General features: G+C 69.8%; 11 protein-coding genes. 7 read left to right on the top strand and 4 right to left on the bottom strand.

Annotated elements, in window-relative coordinates:
• Positions 1 to 31: 31 nt before the first annotated feature.
• The gene (gene fxsT / locus ACWD35_RS15735; RefSeq protein ID WP_451351785.1) at positions 32 to 3,034 is read left to right on the top strand and encodes an FxSxx-COOH system tetratricopeptide repeat protein; all 3,003 of its coding nucleotides are present in this window, start codon (positions 32 to 34) and stop codon (positions 3,032 to 3,034) included.
• A gap of 85 nt (positions 3,035 to 3,119) precedes the next feature.
• Here fxsT and ACWD35_RS15730 read toward each other — a convergent pair whose 3' ends face one another.
• The 4 genes from ACWD35_RS15730 to ACWD35_RS15715 all read right to left on the bottom strand — a co-directional run bounded on the left by ACWD35_RS15730 (position 3,120) and on the right by ACWD35_RS15715 (position 9,868).
• Positions 3,120 to 6,911 carry a multifunctional oxoglutarate decarboxylase/oxoglutarate dehydrogenase thiamine pyrophosphate-binding subunit/dihydrolipoyllysine-residue succinyltransferase subunit gene (locus tag ACWD35_RS15730; protein WP_451351784.1) on the bottom strand — a complete coding sequence of 1,264 codons (3,792 nt, stop codon included), beginning with the start codon at positions 6,909 to 6,911 and terminating at the stop codon, positions 3,120 to 3,122.
• Positions 6,912 to 7,213: 302 nt separating this feature from the next.
• Positions 7,214 to 8,335 (bottom strand): HAMP domain-containing sensor histidine kinase, encoded by a 1,122-nt coding sequence (locus ACWD35_RS15725; protein WP_451351783.1) that lies wholly within the window; start codon positions 8,333 to 8,335, stop codon positions 7,214 to 7,216.
• A complete protein-coding gene (locus tag ACWD35_RS15720; protein WP_451351782.1) occupies positions 8,332 to 9,072 on the bottom strand; it encodes a response regulator transcription factor in 741 nt (246 codons plus the stop codon). Before ACWD35_RS15720 ends, ACWD35_RS15725 begins: the two co-directional genes overlap by 4 nt.
• A gap of 118 nt (positions 9,073 to 9,190) precedes the next feature.
• Entirely contained in the window at positions 9,191 to 9,868 is a 678-nt protein-coding gene (locus tag ACWD35_RS15715; RefSeq protein ID WP_451351781.1) for a spermine/spermidine synthase domain-containing protein, read from the bottom strand.
• Between the two features lie 209 nt (positions 9,869 to 10,077).
• On the opposite strand from ACWD35_RS15715, the gene ACWD35_RS15710 reads away from it, so the two are divergent.
• From ACWD35_RS15710 to ACWD35_RS15685, 6 genes are all read left to right on the top strand, one after another.
• Positions 10,078 to 10,917, top strand: coding sequence for a rhomboid-like protein (locus ACWD35_RS15710; protein WP_451351780.1), 840 nt, complete (start codon positions 10,078 to 10,080; stop codon positions 10,915 to 10,917).
• 88 nt (positions 10,918 to 11,005) lie between these two features.
• Positions 11,006 to 13,426 (top strand): endopeptidase La, encoded by a 2,421-nt coding sequence (gene lon, locus ACWD35_RS15705; RefSeq protein ID WP_451351779.1) that lies wholly within the window; start codon positions 11,006 to 11,008, stop codon positions 13,424 to 13,426.
• 118 nt (positions 13,427 to 13,544) lie between these two features.
• Positions 13,545 to 14,516, top strand: coding sequence for a serine/threonine-protein kinase (locus ACWD35_RS15700; RefSeq protein WP_451351778.1), 972 nt, complete (start codon positions 13,545 to 13,547; stop codon positions 14,514 to 14,516).
• Between the two features lie 196 nt (positions 14,517 to 14,712).
• Positions 14,713 to 15,366, top strand: a complete 654-nt coding sequence (locus ACWD35_RS15695) for a hypothetical protein (RefSeq protein ID WP_451351777.1) — start codon at positions 14,713 to 14,715, stop codon at positions 15,364 to 15,366.
• A gap of 140 nt (positions 15,367 to 15,506) precedes the next feature.
• Complete coding sequence (locus ACWD35_RS15690; RefSeq protein ID WP_451351776.1) at positions 15,507 to 16,082, top strand: hypothetical protein; 576 nt, start codon at positions 15,507 to 15,509, stop codon at positions 16,080 to 16,082.
• A gap of 427 nt (positions 16,083 to 16,509) precedes the next feature.
• The gene (locus ACWD35_RS15685) at positions 16,510 to 17,538 is read left to right on the top strand and encodes a hypothetical protein (protein WP_451351775.1); all 1,029 of its coding nucleotides are present in this window, start codon (positions 16,510 to 16,512) and stop codon (positions 17,536 to 17,538) included.
• Positions 17,539 to 17,647 lie beyond the last annotated feature (109 nt).

Raw genomic sequence — 17,647 nt, 5'->3', positions numbered from 1 at the left:
AGCGCGGCAGACGCGGGAACAGGGAGCGGCGATGGCGGAACAGCGGCGGTCGGGCGAGGACGGGCCGGGGGCGCCCGGGCACTTTCTGGTGGTCTTCCCGGGCTACCACCGCTCCTGGGCGGCGTGGATCGCACAGTGCCTGGAACGCCACGGCCACCGGGCCACACTGCAGCGCTGGGACCCGCCGCGCGAGGTCCCGCTGGAGGCCTCGCTGGGCGACCTGCTGCTCTCCAGCGGCCGGGTGATCCTCGTCCTCAACGACTGGTTCTTCGAACTCGGCCCGCGGCCCGCGGGAGAGTGGAACGACGTGCTGCGCGGCTTCGTGGCGGCGCACGCGGACCGCTTCGCCGCCGTCAACCTGACCAACCGTCCGCTGCTGCCGGCGACCGCGGTCCTGGAACCGGCGAGCCTGTGGGGACTGGGCGAGGACGGCGCGGAGGAACGGCTGCTGAGCCGGCTCGGTCTGGAGCGGCGGCGCAGCCCGAGAACTCCCCTCACGCGCATCCGCTACCCGGACACGCGCTGCGAGATCTGGGGCGAGGTGCCGCGCCGCAACCCGCGGTTCACCGGTCGCGACGATCTGCTCACCGACCTCCACCAGCGCCTCGCCGACGCCGAACGAGGCGCCGCCGCCTGCACGCTGATGGGCATGTCCGGCATCGGCAAGACCCAGCTGGCCGCGGAGTACGCACACCGCTTCAGCACCGACTACGACCTGGTGTGGTGGGTCAACTCCGATGACCGCAGCATCCAGCGCGACCGCCTCGGCGAACTCGCCGTCGAACTCGGTCTGCGCATCGGCAGCGAACCCGGCGAGCGCATCCGTGCCGTACGGGACGCACTGCGCCGCGGCGAACCGCACGCCAACTGGCTGCTGATCTTCGATGGCTGGGACGACACCGACGGCGTGAACACGTTGCTTCCCCAGGGCTCCGGGCACGTCCTGATCACCTCACGCAACCGCGGCTGGAGCGAGCACACCGACGTCCTGGAGATCCCCGCCTTCCTGCGCGGGGAGTCCACCGCCTATCTGATGCGCCGCGCCCCCCACATCACCGCGGACCAGGCCGACGAGGTCGCCGCGGAGTTCGGGGACGTGCCGCTGCCGCTCGTGCAGGCCGCCTCCTGGCTCGGCGAGTCGGGCATGGAAGTGCCCGAGTACCTGCGGATGGTGCGGGAGCGCCGGCTGTCCACGGTCGACGAGCCCGCGACCGGTGACGGCTTCCCGCAGTCGTCCATGACCTCCTGGTCGATACTGCTCAACCGGCTGCGCCGCGCCCAGCCGCAGGCCATCGACGTGCTCGGGCTGTGCACGTCGTTCGCTCCCGGACGCATTCCGCTCGGGCTCATCCGCGCCTACCCGCGTGCCGACTTCCCCGAGGAGCTGCGGTGGATGGCGGCCGACCTGCCCGCCTGGACGCGGGCCCTGGACACGCTGGTCAACTACTCGGTGCTCACCCGCGAGACGCGCGGCCCGGCCGGCATCGAGATGGGCCCGCACCAGGAATCCGTGCACATGCACCGGCTCGTCCACGACATCGTGTCCAAGCTGACCAGCGAGGAGAGCCGCGCGGTGCACCGCAAGGCGGTCCGCAACCTCCTCGCGGAGGCCGACCCCGGCAACCCCCTGGACAGCAGAAACTGGCCGCGCTACGCGGAACTGCTGCCGCACCTGGAGCCGTCGGGAGCGCTGAGCAGCGGGCACCCCCGGATCCAGGAGACCGTCCTGAACTGTCTGCGGTACTGCTTCAGGAGCGGGGAGTACAAGGGCGGCCTGGACCTGGCCCAGCGGATCCGCAGCCACTGGTCCCGGACGATGGAGCCCCTGGCCCAGCCCGTGCTCGACCTGACCGCCCAGGAGAGCAACATGCTGCGGGCCAGCGGCAGGTTCCGCGAGGCCTACGAACTGGACCGCGGCATCCTGGAGAAGCTGCAGGCCGCCGCGGAGCACCACCCCATCGGGGAACTGAACACCAAGGGCGCCATGGCCAGCAGCCTGCGCCACCTGGGACGCTACGAGGAGGCGTACGAACTCCAGATGGAGGTCCTCGAAGGCAACGGCCGGCTGCTGGGCGAGGACGAGGTCCCCACCCTGCTCGCCCGGCACAATCTCGGGGTCAGCCTCCGGCTCCTCGGCAGGTACGCGGACGCGTACGAGACCGACCTGGACACCCTCACCCGGCGCGAGAACGTCCTGCGGGTCCGGCACATCAGCACGCTCAACTCGGCAAGCGCCGTCGCCGAGGACCTGCGGCTCCTCGGCCGTTACCGCGAAGCGCTCGCCCGGCAGGAGCCGGTGGTCCGGCTGCACGTCCAGGTGCTCGGCCCGCAGCATCCGCAGACCATGGAGGCGCGCGCCAGGCTGGCCATGTGCTACCGCCGCGAGGGCAGTCACACCCAGGACGTGGGCCCCCTGCTGGCCAGCCTCATGGACCAGCTGGCCCAGGTCCACGGCCGGGGGCACTACCGCGCGCTGTCCTTCATCACGAACTACGGCAACTACATGCGCGAGCACGGTGACCTGAGCCAGGCCCGCGACCTGATCGACGAGGCGGAGGCCGGATACCGCGCCCTCCTCGGCCCGGCGCACCCGGTGGCCACCGGCATGGTCTGCAACACGGCTCTCGTGATGCAGGCCGCCGGCGAACGGGCGGAGGCCATGTCGATGTTCGAGGCGGCGCTCGCCGGTCTCACGGTCACCCTCGGCCCGGACCACCCCTGGGTCCTCGGCTGCGCCCTCAACGCCGCCGGCGCACGGAACTTCAACGGCCGTATCGCCGACGCCGTCGGCCTGAGCCGCGACACCCTGCGCCGGGCCCGGAGCGTACTGGGCGACGAGCACCCGCTCACGCTCTCCGGCCAGGTGGCACTCGCGGCGGACCTGCGGGCGGCCCGCGAGCACGAGGAGGCCGCCAAGCTGGAGGAGGACGGCCTCCTCGCCCTCACCCGCATCCTGGGCGCCCAACACCCCCACACCATCTCGGCCCGCCAACGCACCCGGCCGTACTGGGACTTCGAGCCGTACCTGGGCTGAAGCGCCCCGACGGGTAGGCGAAAGGGCCCGGTACCGAGCAAGAACTCGGTACCGGGCCCTGAGTGTCGGCTGAACCGCCGGAGGCTTACGCCTCGAACACCTCACGCACCAGCTGCTCCTGCTCCGCCTGGTGGCGCTTGGCGGAGCCCACCGCCGGGGACGAGCCGTGCGGGCGGGAGATGCGCCGCAGCCGCTCGCCGGCCGGGATGTCCGCGCCGACCGCCAGGTCCAGGTGGTCGATCAGGTTGAGCGCGATGAACGGCCAGGCACCCTGGTTCGCCGGCTCCTCCTGGGCCCACAGGTACTTCTCGGCGTTCGGGTACTTGTTGACCTCCGCCTGGAGCTCGGCACCCGGCAGCGGGTACAGGCGCTCGATGCGGATGATCGCCGTGTCCGTGGCACCGCGCTTCTGACGCTCGGCCTCCAGGTCGTAGTAGACCTTGCCGGCGCAGAAGACGACCTTGCGGACCGCGGCCGGGTCGACCGTGCTGTCGCCGATGACCGGGCGGAACTCCCCGCTCGTGAACTCCTCCGCCTTCGAGGCCGCCGCCTTCAGGCGCAGCATCGACTTCGGGGTGAAGACGACCAGCGGCTTGTGGTGCGGGTTGTGCACCTGCCACCGCAGGAGGTGGAAGTAGTTCGACGGGAGCGTGGGCATCGCGACCGTCATGTTGTTCTGCGCGCAGAGCTGCAGGAAGCGCTCGACACGGGCCGAGGAGTGGTCCGGGCCCTGGCCCTCGTAGCCGTGGGGGAGGAGCAGCGTGACGCCGCTCATCTGGCCCCACTTCTGCTCCGCGGCCGAGATGTACTCGTCGACCACTGTCTGCGCGCCGTTGACGAAGTCACCGAACTGCGCCTCCCACATCACGAGCGCGTCGGGGCGGGTCAGCGAGTAGCCGTACTCGAAGCCCATGACCGCGTACTCGGACAGGAGGGAGTTGTAGACGTTGTAGCGCGCCTGGTCCTCGGCGAGGTACTGGAGCGGGGTGTACTCCTCGCCCGTCTCGCGGTCGATGAGAACCGCGTGGCGCTGGCCGAAGGTGCCGCGCTGGGAGTCCTGGCCGGACAGCCGGACCGGCGTGCCCTCCAGCAGCAGGGAGCCGACGGCGAGGGTCTCGCCCATGCCCCAGTCGATCGTGCCGTCCTCGACCATCGTCGTGCGGCGCTGCAGCTGCGGCAGCAGACGCGGGTGCACGGTGAAGTGGTCGGGGATGTTGACCTGGGACTCGGCGATGCGCTTCACGACCTCCGAGGAGATCGCGGTCGGCACCGAGACCGGGAAGCCGTCCTGCGGAGCGTGGACGGCACCGTCGGCCGGCTGCGAGGTGGCCTCGCGGACCTCGGTGAAGACCTTCTCCAGCTGGCCCTGGTAGTCCTGCAGCGCCTGCTCGGCCTCTTCCAGGGTGATGTCGCCGCGACCGATCAGGGACTCGGTGTAGAGCTTGCGCACCGAGCGCTTCTTGTCGATCAGGTCGTACATCAGCGGCTGGGTGAAGGCCGGGTTGTCCGACTCGTTGTGACCGCGGCGGCGGTAGCAGATGAGGTCGATCACCACGTCCTTGTTGAACGCCTGGCGGAACTCGAAGGCGAGCCGCGCCACGCGGACGACGGCCTCGGGGTCGTCGCCGTTCACGTGGAAGATCGGGGCCTCGATCATGCGGGCCACGTCCGTCGCGTACATGGAGGAACGCGAGGACTCGGGGGCCGCGGTGAAGCCGACCTGGTTGTTGATGACGATGTGGACCGTGCCGCCGGTGCGGTAGCCGCGCAGCTGCGACATGTTCAGGGTCTCGGCCACCACGCCCTGGCCGGCGAAGGCCGCGTCGCCGTGCAGCGCGACCGGCAGGACCGTGAAGTCCGTGCCGCCCTTGTTGATGATGTCCTGCTTGGCGCGGGCGATGCCCTCGATGACCGGGTCGACCGTCTCCAGGTGGGACGGGTTGGCGGCCAGCGAGACCGTGATCTGCTCGCCGTCCAGGCCCGTGAAGGTGCCCTCGGCGCCCAGGTGGTACTTCACGTCGCCGGAGCCGTGCATCGACTTCGGGTCGAGGTTGCCCTCGAACTCGCGGAAGATCTGCGCGTACGACTTGCCGACGATGTTGGCGAGGACGTTCAGGCGGCCACGGTGGGCCATGCCGATGACGACCTCGTCCAGGCGCGACTCGGCGGCGCTGTCGATGACCGCGTCCAGCAGCGGGATGACGGACTCGCCGCCCTCCAGCGAGAAGCGCTTCTGGCCGACGTACTTCGTCTGCAGGAAGGTCTCGAAGGCCTCAGCCGCGTTCAGGCGGCGCAGGATGCGCAGCTGCTCCTCGCGCTCCGGCTTGGTGTGCGGGCGCTCGACGCGGTCCTGGATCCACTTGCGCTGCTTCGGGTCCTGGATGTGCATGAACTCGATGCCGATGGTGCGGCAGTACGAGTCGCGCAGGACACCGAGGATGTCGCGCAGCTTCATCAGGGACTTGCCGGAGAAGCCGCCGACGGCGAACTCGCGCTCCAGGTCCCACAGGGTGAGGCCGTGCTCGGTGATGTCCAGGTCGGGGTGCTTGCGCTGGCGGTACTCCAGCGGGTCGGTGTCGGCCATCACGTGACCGCGGACCCGGTAGGAGTGGATCAGCTCGAAGACGCGGGCGGCCTTGGTGACGTCGTCGTCGTGCGAGGCGTCGATGTCCCGGAGCCAGCGGACCGGCTCGTAGGGGATGCGCAGCGCCTTGAAGATGTCGTCGTAGAAGCCGTTCTCGCCGAGCAGCAGGTTCGCGACCTGGCGCAGGAACTCGCCGGAGGCGGCGCCCTGGATCACCCGGTGGTCGTAGGTCGACGTGAGCGTCATGACCTTCGAGATGCCGAGCTTGTTCAGGGTGTCCTGGGAGGTGCCCTGGAACTCCGCCGGGTAGTCCATGGAGCCGACGCCCATGATCACGGACTGGCCGGGCATCAGACGCGGCACGGAGTGGACGGTGCCGAGACCGCCGGGGTTGGTCAGGGAGACCGTGACACCGGTGAAGTCGTCCATGGTCAGCTTGTTGTCGCGGGCGCGACGGACGATGTCCTCGTAGGCCTGCCAGAACTCGAAGAAGTTCAGCGTCTCGGCCTTCTTGATCGCCGCGACGACCAGCTGGCGGTCGCCGTTGGGCTTGACCAGGTCGATGGCGAGACCGAGGTTGACGTGCGGCGGCTTGACGAGGGTCGGCTTGCCGTCCTTCTCGCCGAAGGACCAGTTCATCGACGGCATGGCCTTGATGGCCTGCACCATCGCGTACCCGATGACGTGCGTGAAGGAGATCTTCCCGCCGCGGGCGCGCTTGAGGTGGTTGTTGATGACGATCCGGTTGTCGAACAGCAGCTTCACCGGGACCGCGCGGACCGAGGTGGCCGTCGGCAGCTCCAGCGAGGCGTTCATGTTCTTCGCGACCGCGGCGGCCGGGCCGCGCAGGGTGACCAGCTCGGGGCCCTCGGGGGCCTGCGCCGGAGCCTTCGCGGCGGGAGCGGCCTTCGCCACCGGCTGAGCGGGCGCCTGTGCGGGCGTCGCCGGCTTGGCCGGGGCGGGGGCCGGAGCCGCGGCGGGCTTCGGGGCCACCGGGGCGGGAGCGGCGGCGGCCGGGGCCGCGGGCGCGCTCGGGGCCGCGGGAGCAGCCGTGGTGGTGGTCTCTGCGGCCCCCGTGGCCGCAGTACCCGCCGGAGCCGGGGCGGCAGGCGCGCCCGGCTTGTAGTCGGCGAAGAAGTCCCACCAGGCACGGTCTACCGAATTCGGGTCCTGGAGGTACTGCTGATAGATCTCGTCGACGAGCCACTCGTTCGGACCGAACGCAGCAGCGGGGTTCTTCCCGGCTTGGTCGTCGGTGGAGATGCTCGAGTTACTGGGGGACTGTGGCGACACGGCGGCAACCGCCCTCTTCCGCTTCACAAGGTGATGGACAGCGGAAATAAAGGCTACGCCTCCAAGACCGCGAAGGTCAGGTCGAGCCCGTTCATCGTCGCGTAAGTCACACCGGAAATCTTGTTTCAGGGCTTGATATGGCGGGAAACAAGCGTGGTTCCGCATGTCAGCGGGTGTGTGCGGGTTCGCCGAGCGGGGCCCGGCGCGGATCAGTGCGGGCGCGCGCCCGGGCCCGTCCCAGATCACACGTGTCCGGCTGCGCGGACGCACATGGATCTTGTGGCTCCGGTTCGGACTTTACGTCAACTTGGGGCGGAAGTCTCTCCCGGAAGAGTGACGATGATCCTGCAACCGCGATCGGATTCGGCCACACCGATCCGGCCGCCGTGCAGATCCACCGCCCAGCGGGCGATCGCGAGGCCGAGACCGGTGCCCCCGTCGCTGCCCGGACCGTGCGGCCGGGTCACCGAGCCGCGGTTGAACCGCTCGAACACCCGGTGCCACTCCGAGCGCGGGATGCCGGGCCCCTCGTCCAGGACCTCCAGCTCCAGCGAGTCCGGCTGCGGCCCGCGCCGCGCCCGTACGGTCACACGGCCGTGCGGCGGGCTGTGCTTGACCGCGTTGTCGATCAGGTTCGCGACGACCTGGTGGATGCGCTCGGGGTCCGCGTGCGCGGTCAGCTCCGGCGGGGAGACGTCGAGGTGCAGATGGACGTCCGTACGCGTGTGCTTGCCCGAGCCGGAGGCGATGTCCGCGCGCGCGGAGGCGACCATGTTGGCCTCCTTCAGCACGCCCGACAGGTACGGCCACACCTCGAAGCGGCGCTTCTTCAGCGGTACGACGCCGTTGTCGAGCCGGGACAGGTCCAGCAGCGTCTCCACGAGCCGGCTGAGCCGCTCGGTCTGCTTCAGGGCCGTCCGCATGGTCTCCGGGTCGGCCTCGGTGACCCCGTCGACGATGTTCTCCAGCACCGCGCGCAGGCCGGCGATCGGCGTGCGCAGCTCGTGCGAGACGTTCGCGACCAGCTCTTTTCGCTGCTGGTCCTGCGCCTCCAGCTCGTCGGCCATGACGTTGATCGTCTCGGCCAGGTCGCCCAGCTCGTCCCGGCGGTTCTCGCGCACCCGGCGCGTGTAGTCGCCCTGCGAGATGGAGCGGGCCACCGCGTTCATCTCGTCCAGGGGCGAGGTGAGCGAGTGCGCCACGAACTGCGTGATCAGCAGCGTGGCGATCATCGAGAAGACCGTGATGAAACGCAGCTCGGTCTTGGTGTGCACCGCGACGATCGACAGACCGGTGGTGATCAGCACCGAGATGACGACCAGAGCGCCCAGCTTGGTCTTGACCGAGAACGGGCGTACGCCGCCCCAGGGCTCCCCCGCGGGGTACCCGGGGCCCCTCCGTGCGGCTTCGCGCCCGCCGCTCATGGCGTCGGCGTCTCCAGCGCGTAGCCCACGCCGTGCACGGTACGGATCCGCTCGGCGCCGATCTTCCGGCGCAGCGCCTTGATGTGGCTGTCCACGGTCCGGGTGCCGGAGGCGTCCGCCCAGTCCCACACCTCGGCCAGCAGCTGCTCACGGGAGAGCACCGCGCGCGGGGTGTTCGCCAGGCACACCAGCAGGTCGAACTCGGTGGGCGTCAGGTGGACGTCCTCCGACTTCACCCGTACCCGGCGCTGCGCGTGGTCGATCTCCAGCTCGCCGAGGCGCAGGATGCCGGAGCGGGGCGTCGCGGCGGCCAGGGCCGCCCGCTCCACGCGCCGCAGCAGCACGTGCACGCGCGCCGCCAGTTCCCGCATCGAGAACGGCTTGGTCATGTAGTCGTCGGCGCCGACCCCGAGCCCGACCAGCATGTCCGTCTCGTCGTCCCGCGCGGTGAGCATCAGCACCGGCACCGGCCGCTGCGCCTGAACCCGGCGGCAGACCTCCAGGCCGTCGAAGCCCGGCAGCATGATGTCGAGGATCAGCAGGTCGGGCTGCCAGGCCTCGGCCGTGTCGACGGCGGCCGGTCCGTCGACCGCGGTCTGCACGAGGAATCCCTCGGCACGGAGCCGGGCCGCGATGGCGTCGACGATCGTGGGATCGTCCTCGACCACCAGCACGCGACGCTGAGCCCCCGGGGTGCTCGTCGCCGCGCCGCTCTGGGAGGTGTGTGTCTGCTCCATCGCCCGCCCCTGTTGCTTATGTTGCTTTCCGGAATCCGTGGGGAGATCCCATGACTGCGATTGACGCTTGAATGATCCGCGTCAGAGAAGCACCCTACGGGGACTCCCCGTGCCGTCGCTATCCAGGTCGGACGGCGAGGTGCACGGCGTCCGGAACGCCCCGGGCAACGGGCACCTCTTCGGTACGCACCTGTCGGAACCCGGCATTCCGCAAACTTCCTTCAAATTCCGGAGAGGGCTCGGCAGACCATACGGCAAGTACCCCGCCCGGCTTCAACACCCTTGCGCAGGAAGCGAGTCCGGCGGGTGAGTACAGTCCGCCGTTGTCCTCGGTCACGGTCCAGCCGGGGCCGTTGTCGATGTCCAGGCACAGGGCGTCGAACGTGTCTGAAGTCTCATGGACGTACCTCACCAGGTCGCCTTCCACGATCTCGGTACGGGGGTCGGCGAGGGCCGCCGCGGACACCTGTGCGAGCGGTCCGCGCCGGTGCCAGCCGACGACGGCGGGCTCCCGCTCCACCACCGTGATCCGCCCCCAGCGGGGGTCGGCGGCAGCGTGTGCGAGCGAGAACCCGACCCCCAGCCCGCCGATCAGCACGTCCGGCGCCGGCCGCCCGTCCAGGGCCCCGTACGCGGCGTCGACCAGCAGCCGCTCCGAGCGGCCGTCGGAGGTGTCCATCAGGAAGCAGCCGTTGGCGATGATCTGCAACAGCTCCCCGTGTCTGCGCAGCACCACTTCTCCGAAGGGGCCATCGCGCCGGTCCAGGACCACGGGAGCGTCGTACGCGGCAGTCATGAGCCCATCCTGCTCGAACGGGGCTTTGCGGGCACGGGAATTACGGATGACGGGAGGGTGGTTTCCCTGCCGCGGCCTTGAGCAGGGGCGGAGGCCGGACGCGCCCGGAGCTTGAGAGGTTGCTGTGAATCGGCTCTCGCGTGGCGTCGGTCATAGACAGGGGCCCGCGCAACGCCAAGGGTGGGGCGCGACGGAAGGAGCGCCACACCGTGGATCGGACCGCCAAGGGCCCTGTGACGGCCGCGTCCCCGCCCCCGCCGGGCCTGCCCCTTCCCGCCGACGGCCCAGCAGTCCCCTCGGCCCCCGGCATCGCCCGCTTTCTGGACGGCATGCCACGCCAGCGAGGCGCCACGGCACCCGCCCCTGCCTCCGCGCCCGCGGAAGAGCGCGCCCCGCGTCTCCGCCCCTGGCACCTGCTGCCGTCCCCGGGGCGCACCCCCTTCACCTTCGCCTACACGGCCGTCCTGGCCGTCACCTCGCTGATCGCGGCGTTGGCCGACCCCGGGCTCGTGCACGCGCTCTACCAGGACTCCAGCACGGACGTCGCCCACCTGGTGCGCACGCCCGTCCTGGTGCTGCTGGCCAGCGCGCTGTGGATCGCGGGCGGGGTCCTGTCGCCGTACGCACTCACCTTCGTGCTCGTGCTGACCGGGCTGGAGCGGCGCATAGGCGGGGCGCGGGCCGTCTGCGTGTTCCTGGCCGGGCACGTCCTCGCCACCCTCGCCACGGAGGTCCCGGTGGGCCTGGCGGTCCTCTTCGGCCACCTCCCCGAGACCTCGCTGCACCGCCTGGACTACGGCATCAGCTTCGGCGTCGCGGCCAGCACCAGCGCCCTCGCCGGCCTGCTCACCCCCTGGCTCCGCTGGCCCCTGCTCGCCCTGTTCACCGGCACCCTCCTCAACGACCTGATCGCCTTCCAGGACCCGATGACGAACTGGGGCCATCTGATCGCCCTGTCGATCGGCATAGCGGCCTGGCCTCTGGTGCGCCGCTGGCAGCAGCCGGCCCAGCCTTCTCTCACCTGCAGAAACCCATGCGTCACCCCCTGATCGCTCACAGCGAACGGCAGTCCGGAACATCCATGCACCGGCATTAGTTGAGTCGGCATAACTCAAGTTGACTGCCTAAGGGGAGATCATGGCTGCTGAGTCCACGGCGTTCACGCTCGCCCTGCCCGTGCTGCCGCTCGACGACGAGGTCGTGCTGCCCGGCATGGTTGTTCCGCTGGACCTGAGCGACGCAGAGGTACGGGCCGCGGTGGAGGCCGCACAGGCCGCCGCGCGTTCCACGCCCGGGAAGCCCAAGGTTCTGCTGGTGCCACGCATCGACGGCACGTACGCCAAGACGGGTGTGCTCGGCACGGTCGAGCAGGTCGGCCGGCTGGCCGACGGCGACCCGGGTGCCCTGATCCGCGGCCGGAGCCGGGTGCGGATCGGCGCGGGTACCACTGGGCCGGGCGCGGCGCTGTGGGTCGAGGGCGCGCGCATCGAGGAGAGCGTGCCCGAGCCGCTGCCGGGCCAGGTCGCGGATCTGGTCAAGGAGTACAAGGCGCTGGCCAGCAGCTGGCTGAAGAAGCGCGGCGCCTGGCAGGTCGTCGACCGTGTCCAGGCCATCGAGGACGTCTCGGCGCTGGCCGACAACTCCGGTTACTCGCCCTTCCTGACCACCGAGCAGAAGGTGGAGCTGCTGGAGACCGCCGACCCGGTGGCCCGGCTGAAGCTCGCCACGCAGCAGCTCCGCGACCACCTCGCCGAGCAGGACGTGGCCGAGACCATCGCCAAGGACGTCCAGGAGGGGGTCGACAAGCAGCAGCGCGAGTTCCTGCTGCGCCGTCAGCTGGAGGCCGTCCGCAAGGAGCTGCGCGAGCTGAACGGCGAGCAGGAGGGCGAGGAGTCCGACGACTACCGCGCCCGCGTCGAGGCCGCCGACCTGCCGGAGAACGTCCGGGAGGCCGCCCTCAAGGAGGTCGACAAGCTGGAGCGCGCCTCCGACCAGTCGCCGGAGGGCTCGTGGATCCGCACCTGGCTGGACACCGTCCTGGAGCTGCCGTGGAACACGCGCACCGAGGACGCGTACGACATCCAGGGCGCCAAGGCGGTCCTGGACGCCGAGCACGCCGGCCTGGAGGACGTGAAGGAGCGCATCACCGAGTACCTGGCGGTGCGCAAGCGGCGCAGTGAGCGCGGCCTGGGTGTCATCGGCGGCCGGCGCGGCGGTGCCGTGCTCGCGCTCGTCGGCCCGCCCGGCGTGGGCAAGACGTCGCTCGGCGAGTCCGTCGCGCACGCGATGGGGCGCAAGTTCGTCCGCGTCGCCCTCGGCGGCGTCCGTGACGAGGCCGAGATCCGCGGCCACCGGCGTACGTACGTCGGCGCGCTGCCCGGCCGGATCGTGCGCGCCGTCAAGGAGGCCGGGTCCCTGAACCCGGTCGTGCTGCTCGACGAGATCGACAAGGTGGGCTCGGACTTCCGGGGCGACCCGGCAGCCGCCCTGCTGGAGGTCCTGGACCCGGCGCAGAACCACACGTTCCGCGACCACTACCTGGAGGTCGAACTCGACCTGTCGGACGTCGTCTTCCTGGCCACCGCCAACGTCCTGGAGGCCATCCCGGAGGCGCTGGCCGACCGGATGGAGATCGTCCGCCTGGACGGCTACACGGAGGACGAGAAGATCGTCATCGCCCGTGACCACCTGCTCCCGCGCCAGCTGGAGCGGGCCGGTCTGAACAAGGACGAGGTCACGATCGAGGAGAGCGCGCTGCGCAAGCTCGCCGGCGAGTACACGCGCGAGGCGGGCGTACGCACCCTGGAGCGGTCCGTCGCGCGGCTGCTGCGCAAGATCGCCGCACAGCACGAACTGGGCGGGCGGGAGCTGCCGTTCACCGTACGGGACGAGGACCTGCGCGGACTGATCGGGCGCCCGCACCACGTGCCCGAGTCCGCCCAGGACCCGGCCGAGCGCCGTACGTCCGTGCCCGGCGTCGCGACCGGCCTCGCGGTCACCGGAGCCGGTGGTGACGTGCTCTTCGTGGAGGCGTCCCTCGCCGACCCGGAGACCGGCGCGGCGGGCCTGACCCTGACCGGGCAGCTGGGTGAAGTGATGAAGGAGTCGGCGCAGATCGCGCTGAGCTTCCTGCGCAGCCACGGCGCCGAACTGGAGCTTCCGGTCGGCGACTTGAAGGACCGGGGCGTACACATCCACTTCCCGGCGGGCGCGGTGCCGAAGGACGGCCCGAGCGCGGGCGTGACGATGACCACGGCCCTCGCCTCGCTGCTCTCCGGCCGCCTGGTCCGCACGGACGTGGCCATGACCGGCGAGGTCTCGCTGACCGGCCGGGTGCTGCCCATCGGCGGCGTGAAGCAGAAGCTGCTCGCCGCGCACCGCGCCGGGGTGACCACCGTGATCATCCCCAAGCGCAACGAGCCCGACCTGGACGACGTCCCGGCCGAGGTGCTGGACAAGCTGGACGTCCACGCCGTGTCCGACGTCCGACAGGTCCTGGAGCTGGCGCTCGCGCCCGCCACGAACGGCGCGACGCCGGAGGTTCCGGTCGCGGCGTGACAGGCGCTGCCGGAAAGGCGAGGCCCGGGTTCCGTGAGGGAGACCCGGGCCTCTGCCATGCCGTCATCGAGAGATCCCGTCATGGGCGCATATATGGATCACTCGGTAGAATTCAGGCGTGAGTTGGCCCCCCAGCCGCCCCTCCGGGCTGATCGGGGCGGAGATCGCCGGCTACCGGGTCGAGCGAGAGCTAGGCCACGGCGGCATGGCCGTGGTGTACTGCGCCACCGACCTGCGCCTGGGCCGCACGGTAGCCCTCAAGCTGCTCGCTCCCGAGTACACCCGCAACGACGCCTTCCGCCGCCGTTTCGCGTACGAGTCCCGGGTGGCCGCCGCCATCGACCACCCCAACATCGTGCCCGTCTTCGAGGCCGGCGAGGCCGACGGGATCCTGTACATCGCGATGTGTTACGTCCATGGTCTCGACCTGCGGGCCGTGCTCGACCGGGACGGCCCCCTCGACGTACCGGCCGCGCTGCGCATCGCCGCCCAGCTGGCCTCCGCCCTGGACGCGGCCCACGCCCACGAACTGGTCCACCGGGACGTCAAACCCGGCAACGTCCTGGTCGCCAAGGGCGTCGACAGCGACCACCCCGAGCACGTGTACCTCACGGACTTCGGGCTGGCGAAGAAGTCCCTGTCGCTCACCGGGTTCACCACCGCGGGCGAGTTCGTCGGCACGCTCGACTACGTGGCGCCGGAGCGGATCGCGGGCCGCCCGGTGGACGGCAGGTCCGATCTCTACAGCCTGGCCTGCGTCGTGCACGAGACCCTGGCGGGCGCGCCACCCTTCGAGCGCGACGACCACCTCGAACTGCTGTGGGCGCACCAGTACGACCCGCCGCCCGCGGTGAGCGAGCGCCGGCCGGAGCTCCCGCGGGCGGTGGACGACGTCCTGCGCAAGGCCCTGGCGAAGGCCCCGGAGGACCGGTACGGCACCTGCCTGGAGTTCGTTGCGGCGCTGCGTTCCGCCGTGGCCGCCGAGGCGGCTCCGCACGACGCCACGCCCATGCCCACGTCCGCCCCGGCGCCCCTGCCGGTACCGGAGCCGCCCGCCTGGGCCGGCCCGGTTCTCCAGCGGCCGACGTAATACCGGGCGTTTTTCCCCTCGTCAAGTCCCGAGTCCTCGGAACGTGACCCGTGCCGCCCTCTTTGGGCTTACTGGATGTGCGGCCCCACCGGATAGGAAATGAGGCCGCGGGGTACGGCGGAAATGATTGCGCTGCCAGTGTCCCGAATTCTCGGAGCGCATCCAATGGGCTCCAATCCAGGAAGCAGGAGAAATCATGAACCGTAATTCCAAGACGTCCGAGTCCCGTCCCAAGCGTCGAGGTCTTCTCCTCGCGACGGCGATCGCGTCCGCGGCGATGGCCGGGGGAGTCATTATTCCGGCCTCCTCCGCGATGGCGGCCCCCGCCATGTCGGTCGCTCATGTGGTGGCCCATAAGAGCCACCATTGCCACCACCACTGCCACGCCGGCAACACGCAGGGTGGTACTCAGGGTGGCGGCAACGGCAACACGCAGGGTGGTACCCAGGGTGGCGGTAACGGCAACACGCAGGGTGGTACCCAGGGTGGTGGCAACGGCAATACCCAGGGTGGTACCCAGGGTGGCGGTAACGGCAACACGCAGGGTGGTACCCAGGGTGGTGGCAACGGCAACACCCAGGGTGGTACCCAGGGTGGCGGTAACGGGAACACGCAGGGTGGCACTCAGGGTGGTGGCAACGGCAACACGCAGGGTGGCACTCAGGGTGGCGGTAACGGCAACACGCAGGGTGGCACTCAGGGTGGTGGCAACGGCAACACCCAGGGTGGCACTCAGGGTGGTGGCAACGGGAACACGCAGGGTGGCACTCAGGGTGGTGGCAACGGGAACACGCAGGGTGGCACTCAGGGAGGTGGCAACGGGAACACCCAGGGAGGCACCCAGGGTTGATCAATAAATGAGTTCATCACCTCGCGGAGGCAACCTCTGCGAGGTGATGAACTTTTTTTGGCCTCGCGTTTTCACGACGTGGGCTGTACGACTCTTGACCAAAGGGTGAGGAGTGCGGCTGGCCTGGGGCGAGCTGGCAGATGGGAGGCACGCTGGTGTGCAAGGTGGATCACGAGGCCGCAGCGGTGACCGCGACAGCAGCTCTGACGGCGGCCTACCCGCACCTGAGGCAAGAGGCTTCTCCACATCCGGCACTGGAAGGGTGCGAGGACGTGGAGTGGTCGTCCGTTCCTGGCTGCCCGGTTAATGTCCCGGCCGTCCTGCGTGGGCTGCTCGATCCCGACGCGGCTGAGATGGCAGAGCGAGCACTGGACTGGCTTGTGATGTCAGGACCGATGTCCATTAGTGCGACGATGTCGGCTGTCGTCCCGTACCTGCTCCGACTGACTGCCGATCCATCGATCCCACGCCGGAACGAGTTGTTCGGGCTCGTGCTCGTAGCCGCCGCCCTGTCCGCACCGACCGACCCCGACAACGCGTGGGATCTGGCGGTCAGCGGCCCTGAGAAGGACCATCCTGAACGGGCCCTGTGCCGAGCGGCATTCGTTGCCGACGCGGCATGGGTGCGACGTCTGCTGGCCGATGACGAACTGCTGGCCGGCCTTCAACTGGACGAGGGCGAGCGGGCGTCACTGGTCCAGGCGGCCGGACTGTAACGCGCAAAGCACCCCCGGGCAGGCCGACTGCCACTGCTGCCAGACTCCGATCCCCGACGGTCAGCCTGCTTCGGCTGTCGGCTCCGAAGCCTCGGGCACGCCCGCGTGCAGGGACACTCCGGCCGCATCCTGCACGGAAGTTGCGCCAGAGCCCGTTCTCGTGAACAAAGCCAGGCCGCAGGAGAATCCCACGGTTCGACAGGTCGGTCCGGCTTCTCGCTGGGAGGAAGGTCGAAGGGGGGTATCACCGGCGTCCCGTGTGTCAAGCCCCGAATCTCCGTCGCTTTCTCCCCGCGCCCGAAACCGGCAATCTGGTGGCAGGTAAAGAACTCGGCCGTCAAGCAGAACTGAGACACCGGGCAAGTCGAAACCCCGGCTTGCGGTGAATTTCAGAATCTGGGCCGATTGTTATTCGAGGGAGATTCCCATGGCAAGGAAGCAGCGCATTGCGCACATCGCCGGTCTGTCCTGCGTCACTGCAATACTCGCCGGAACGGCAGGGGTGGCGGTTGCCCAGACAGCCCAGACTGTTCCGATGGCAGCCCCTGCAGCGGAATGCAGCGTTCGAGACGGGGTGATGCGTGGTAACGGCTTCGCTCCTCATCAGGCATATGACGTCACGCGTGACGGAAAAACCATCTCTCGTGTCTCCGCTGGACCGAAGGGCGACGTCAAGGTTGCCATTACCGGCGGTGGTTCGGTTTCCGTAGGCACGGTTCGGTGCGCGTCGTCTGGATCAGCCTCAGGCTCCACGGCGTCCGGCGCCGCAACAGCGACGGCGAAGGGGGCGGAAGCGGCACAGCAGGCAGTGAGCAAGGGTGCTTCCACGGCGCAGGCAGCCGAAATAGGGCGACGGGAAGCAAAAGCGGAAGCGCAAAAGCTCGGGTTGTCACCCTCTGTAGTGAACCAAGTGACGAACAATGTGACAAACATTGTCAACAACACCATAAATGGTGGTCAGGGCAACACCATTGGTGGCACTCAGATCGGCAACGGGAACACGCAGGGTGGCACTCAGGGCAGCGGTAACGGGAACACGCAGGGTGGCACTCAGGGCAGCGGTAACGGCAACACGCAGGGCGGTACCCAGGGCAGCGGTAACGGCAACACCCAGGGCGGCACTCAGGGTGGTGGCGCCGGGAACACGCAGGGTGGCACTCAGGGCAGCGGTAACGGGAACACGCAGGGTGGCACTCAGGGCAGCGGTAACGGGAACACGCAGGGCGGTACCCAGGGCAGCGGTAACGGCAACACCCAGGGCGGCACTCAGGGTGGTGGCGCCGGGAACACGCAGGGTGGTACCCAGGGTGGCGGTAACGGCAACACCCAGGGCGGCACTCAGGGTGGTGGCGCCGGGAACACGCAGGGTGGTACCCAGGGTGGCGGTAACGGCAACACCCAGGGTGGCACTCAGGGTGGTGGCGCCGGGAACACCCAGGGTGGCACCCAGGGCTGACGCCGACGGCCGCACCGGCGGCGCCTGACAACCGGTGGCGGGGGTGAGGGTCTGCATGGCCTTCACCCCCGCCGCTTCGTGGCACAACCAGCCGCTGCCCCGCCCCTCC

Source organism: Streptomyces sp. NPDC002671 (assembly GCF_053592475.1).
Note: the sequence above shows the minus strand (reverse complement) of the source record. Positions and strands in the feature narration are given on the sequence as shown.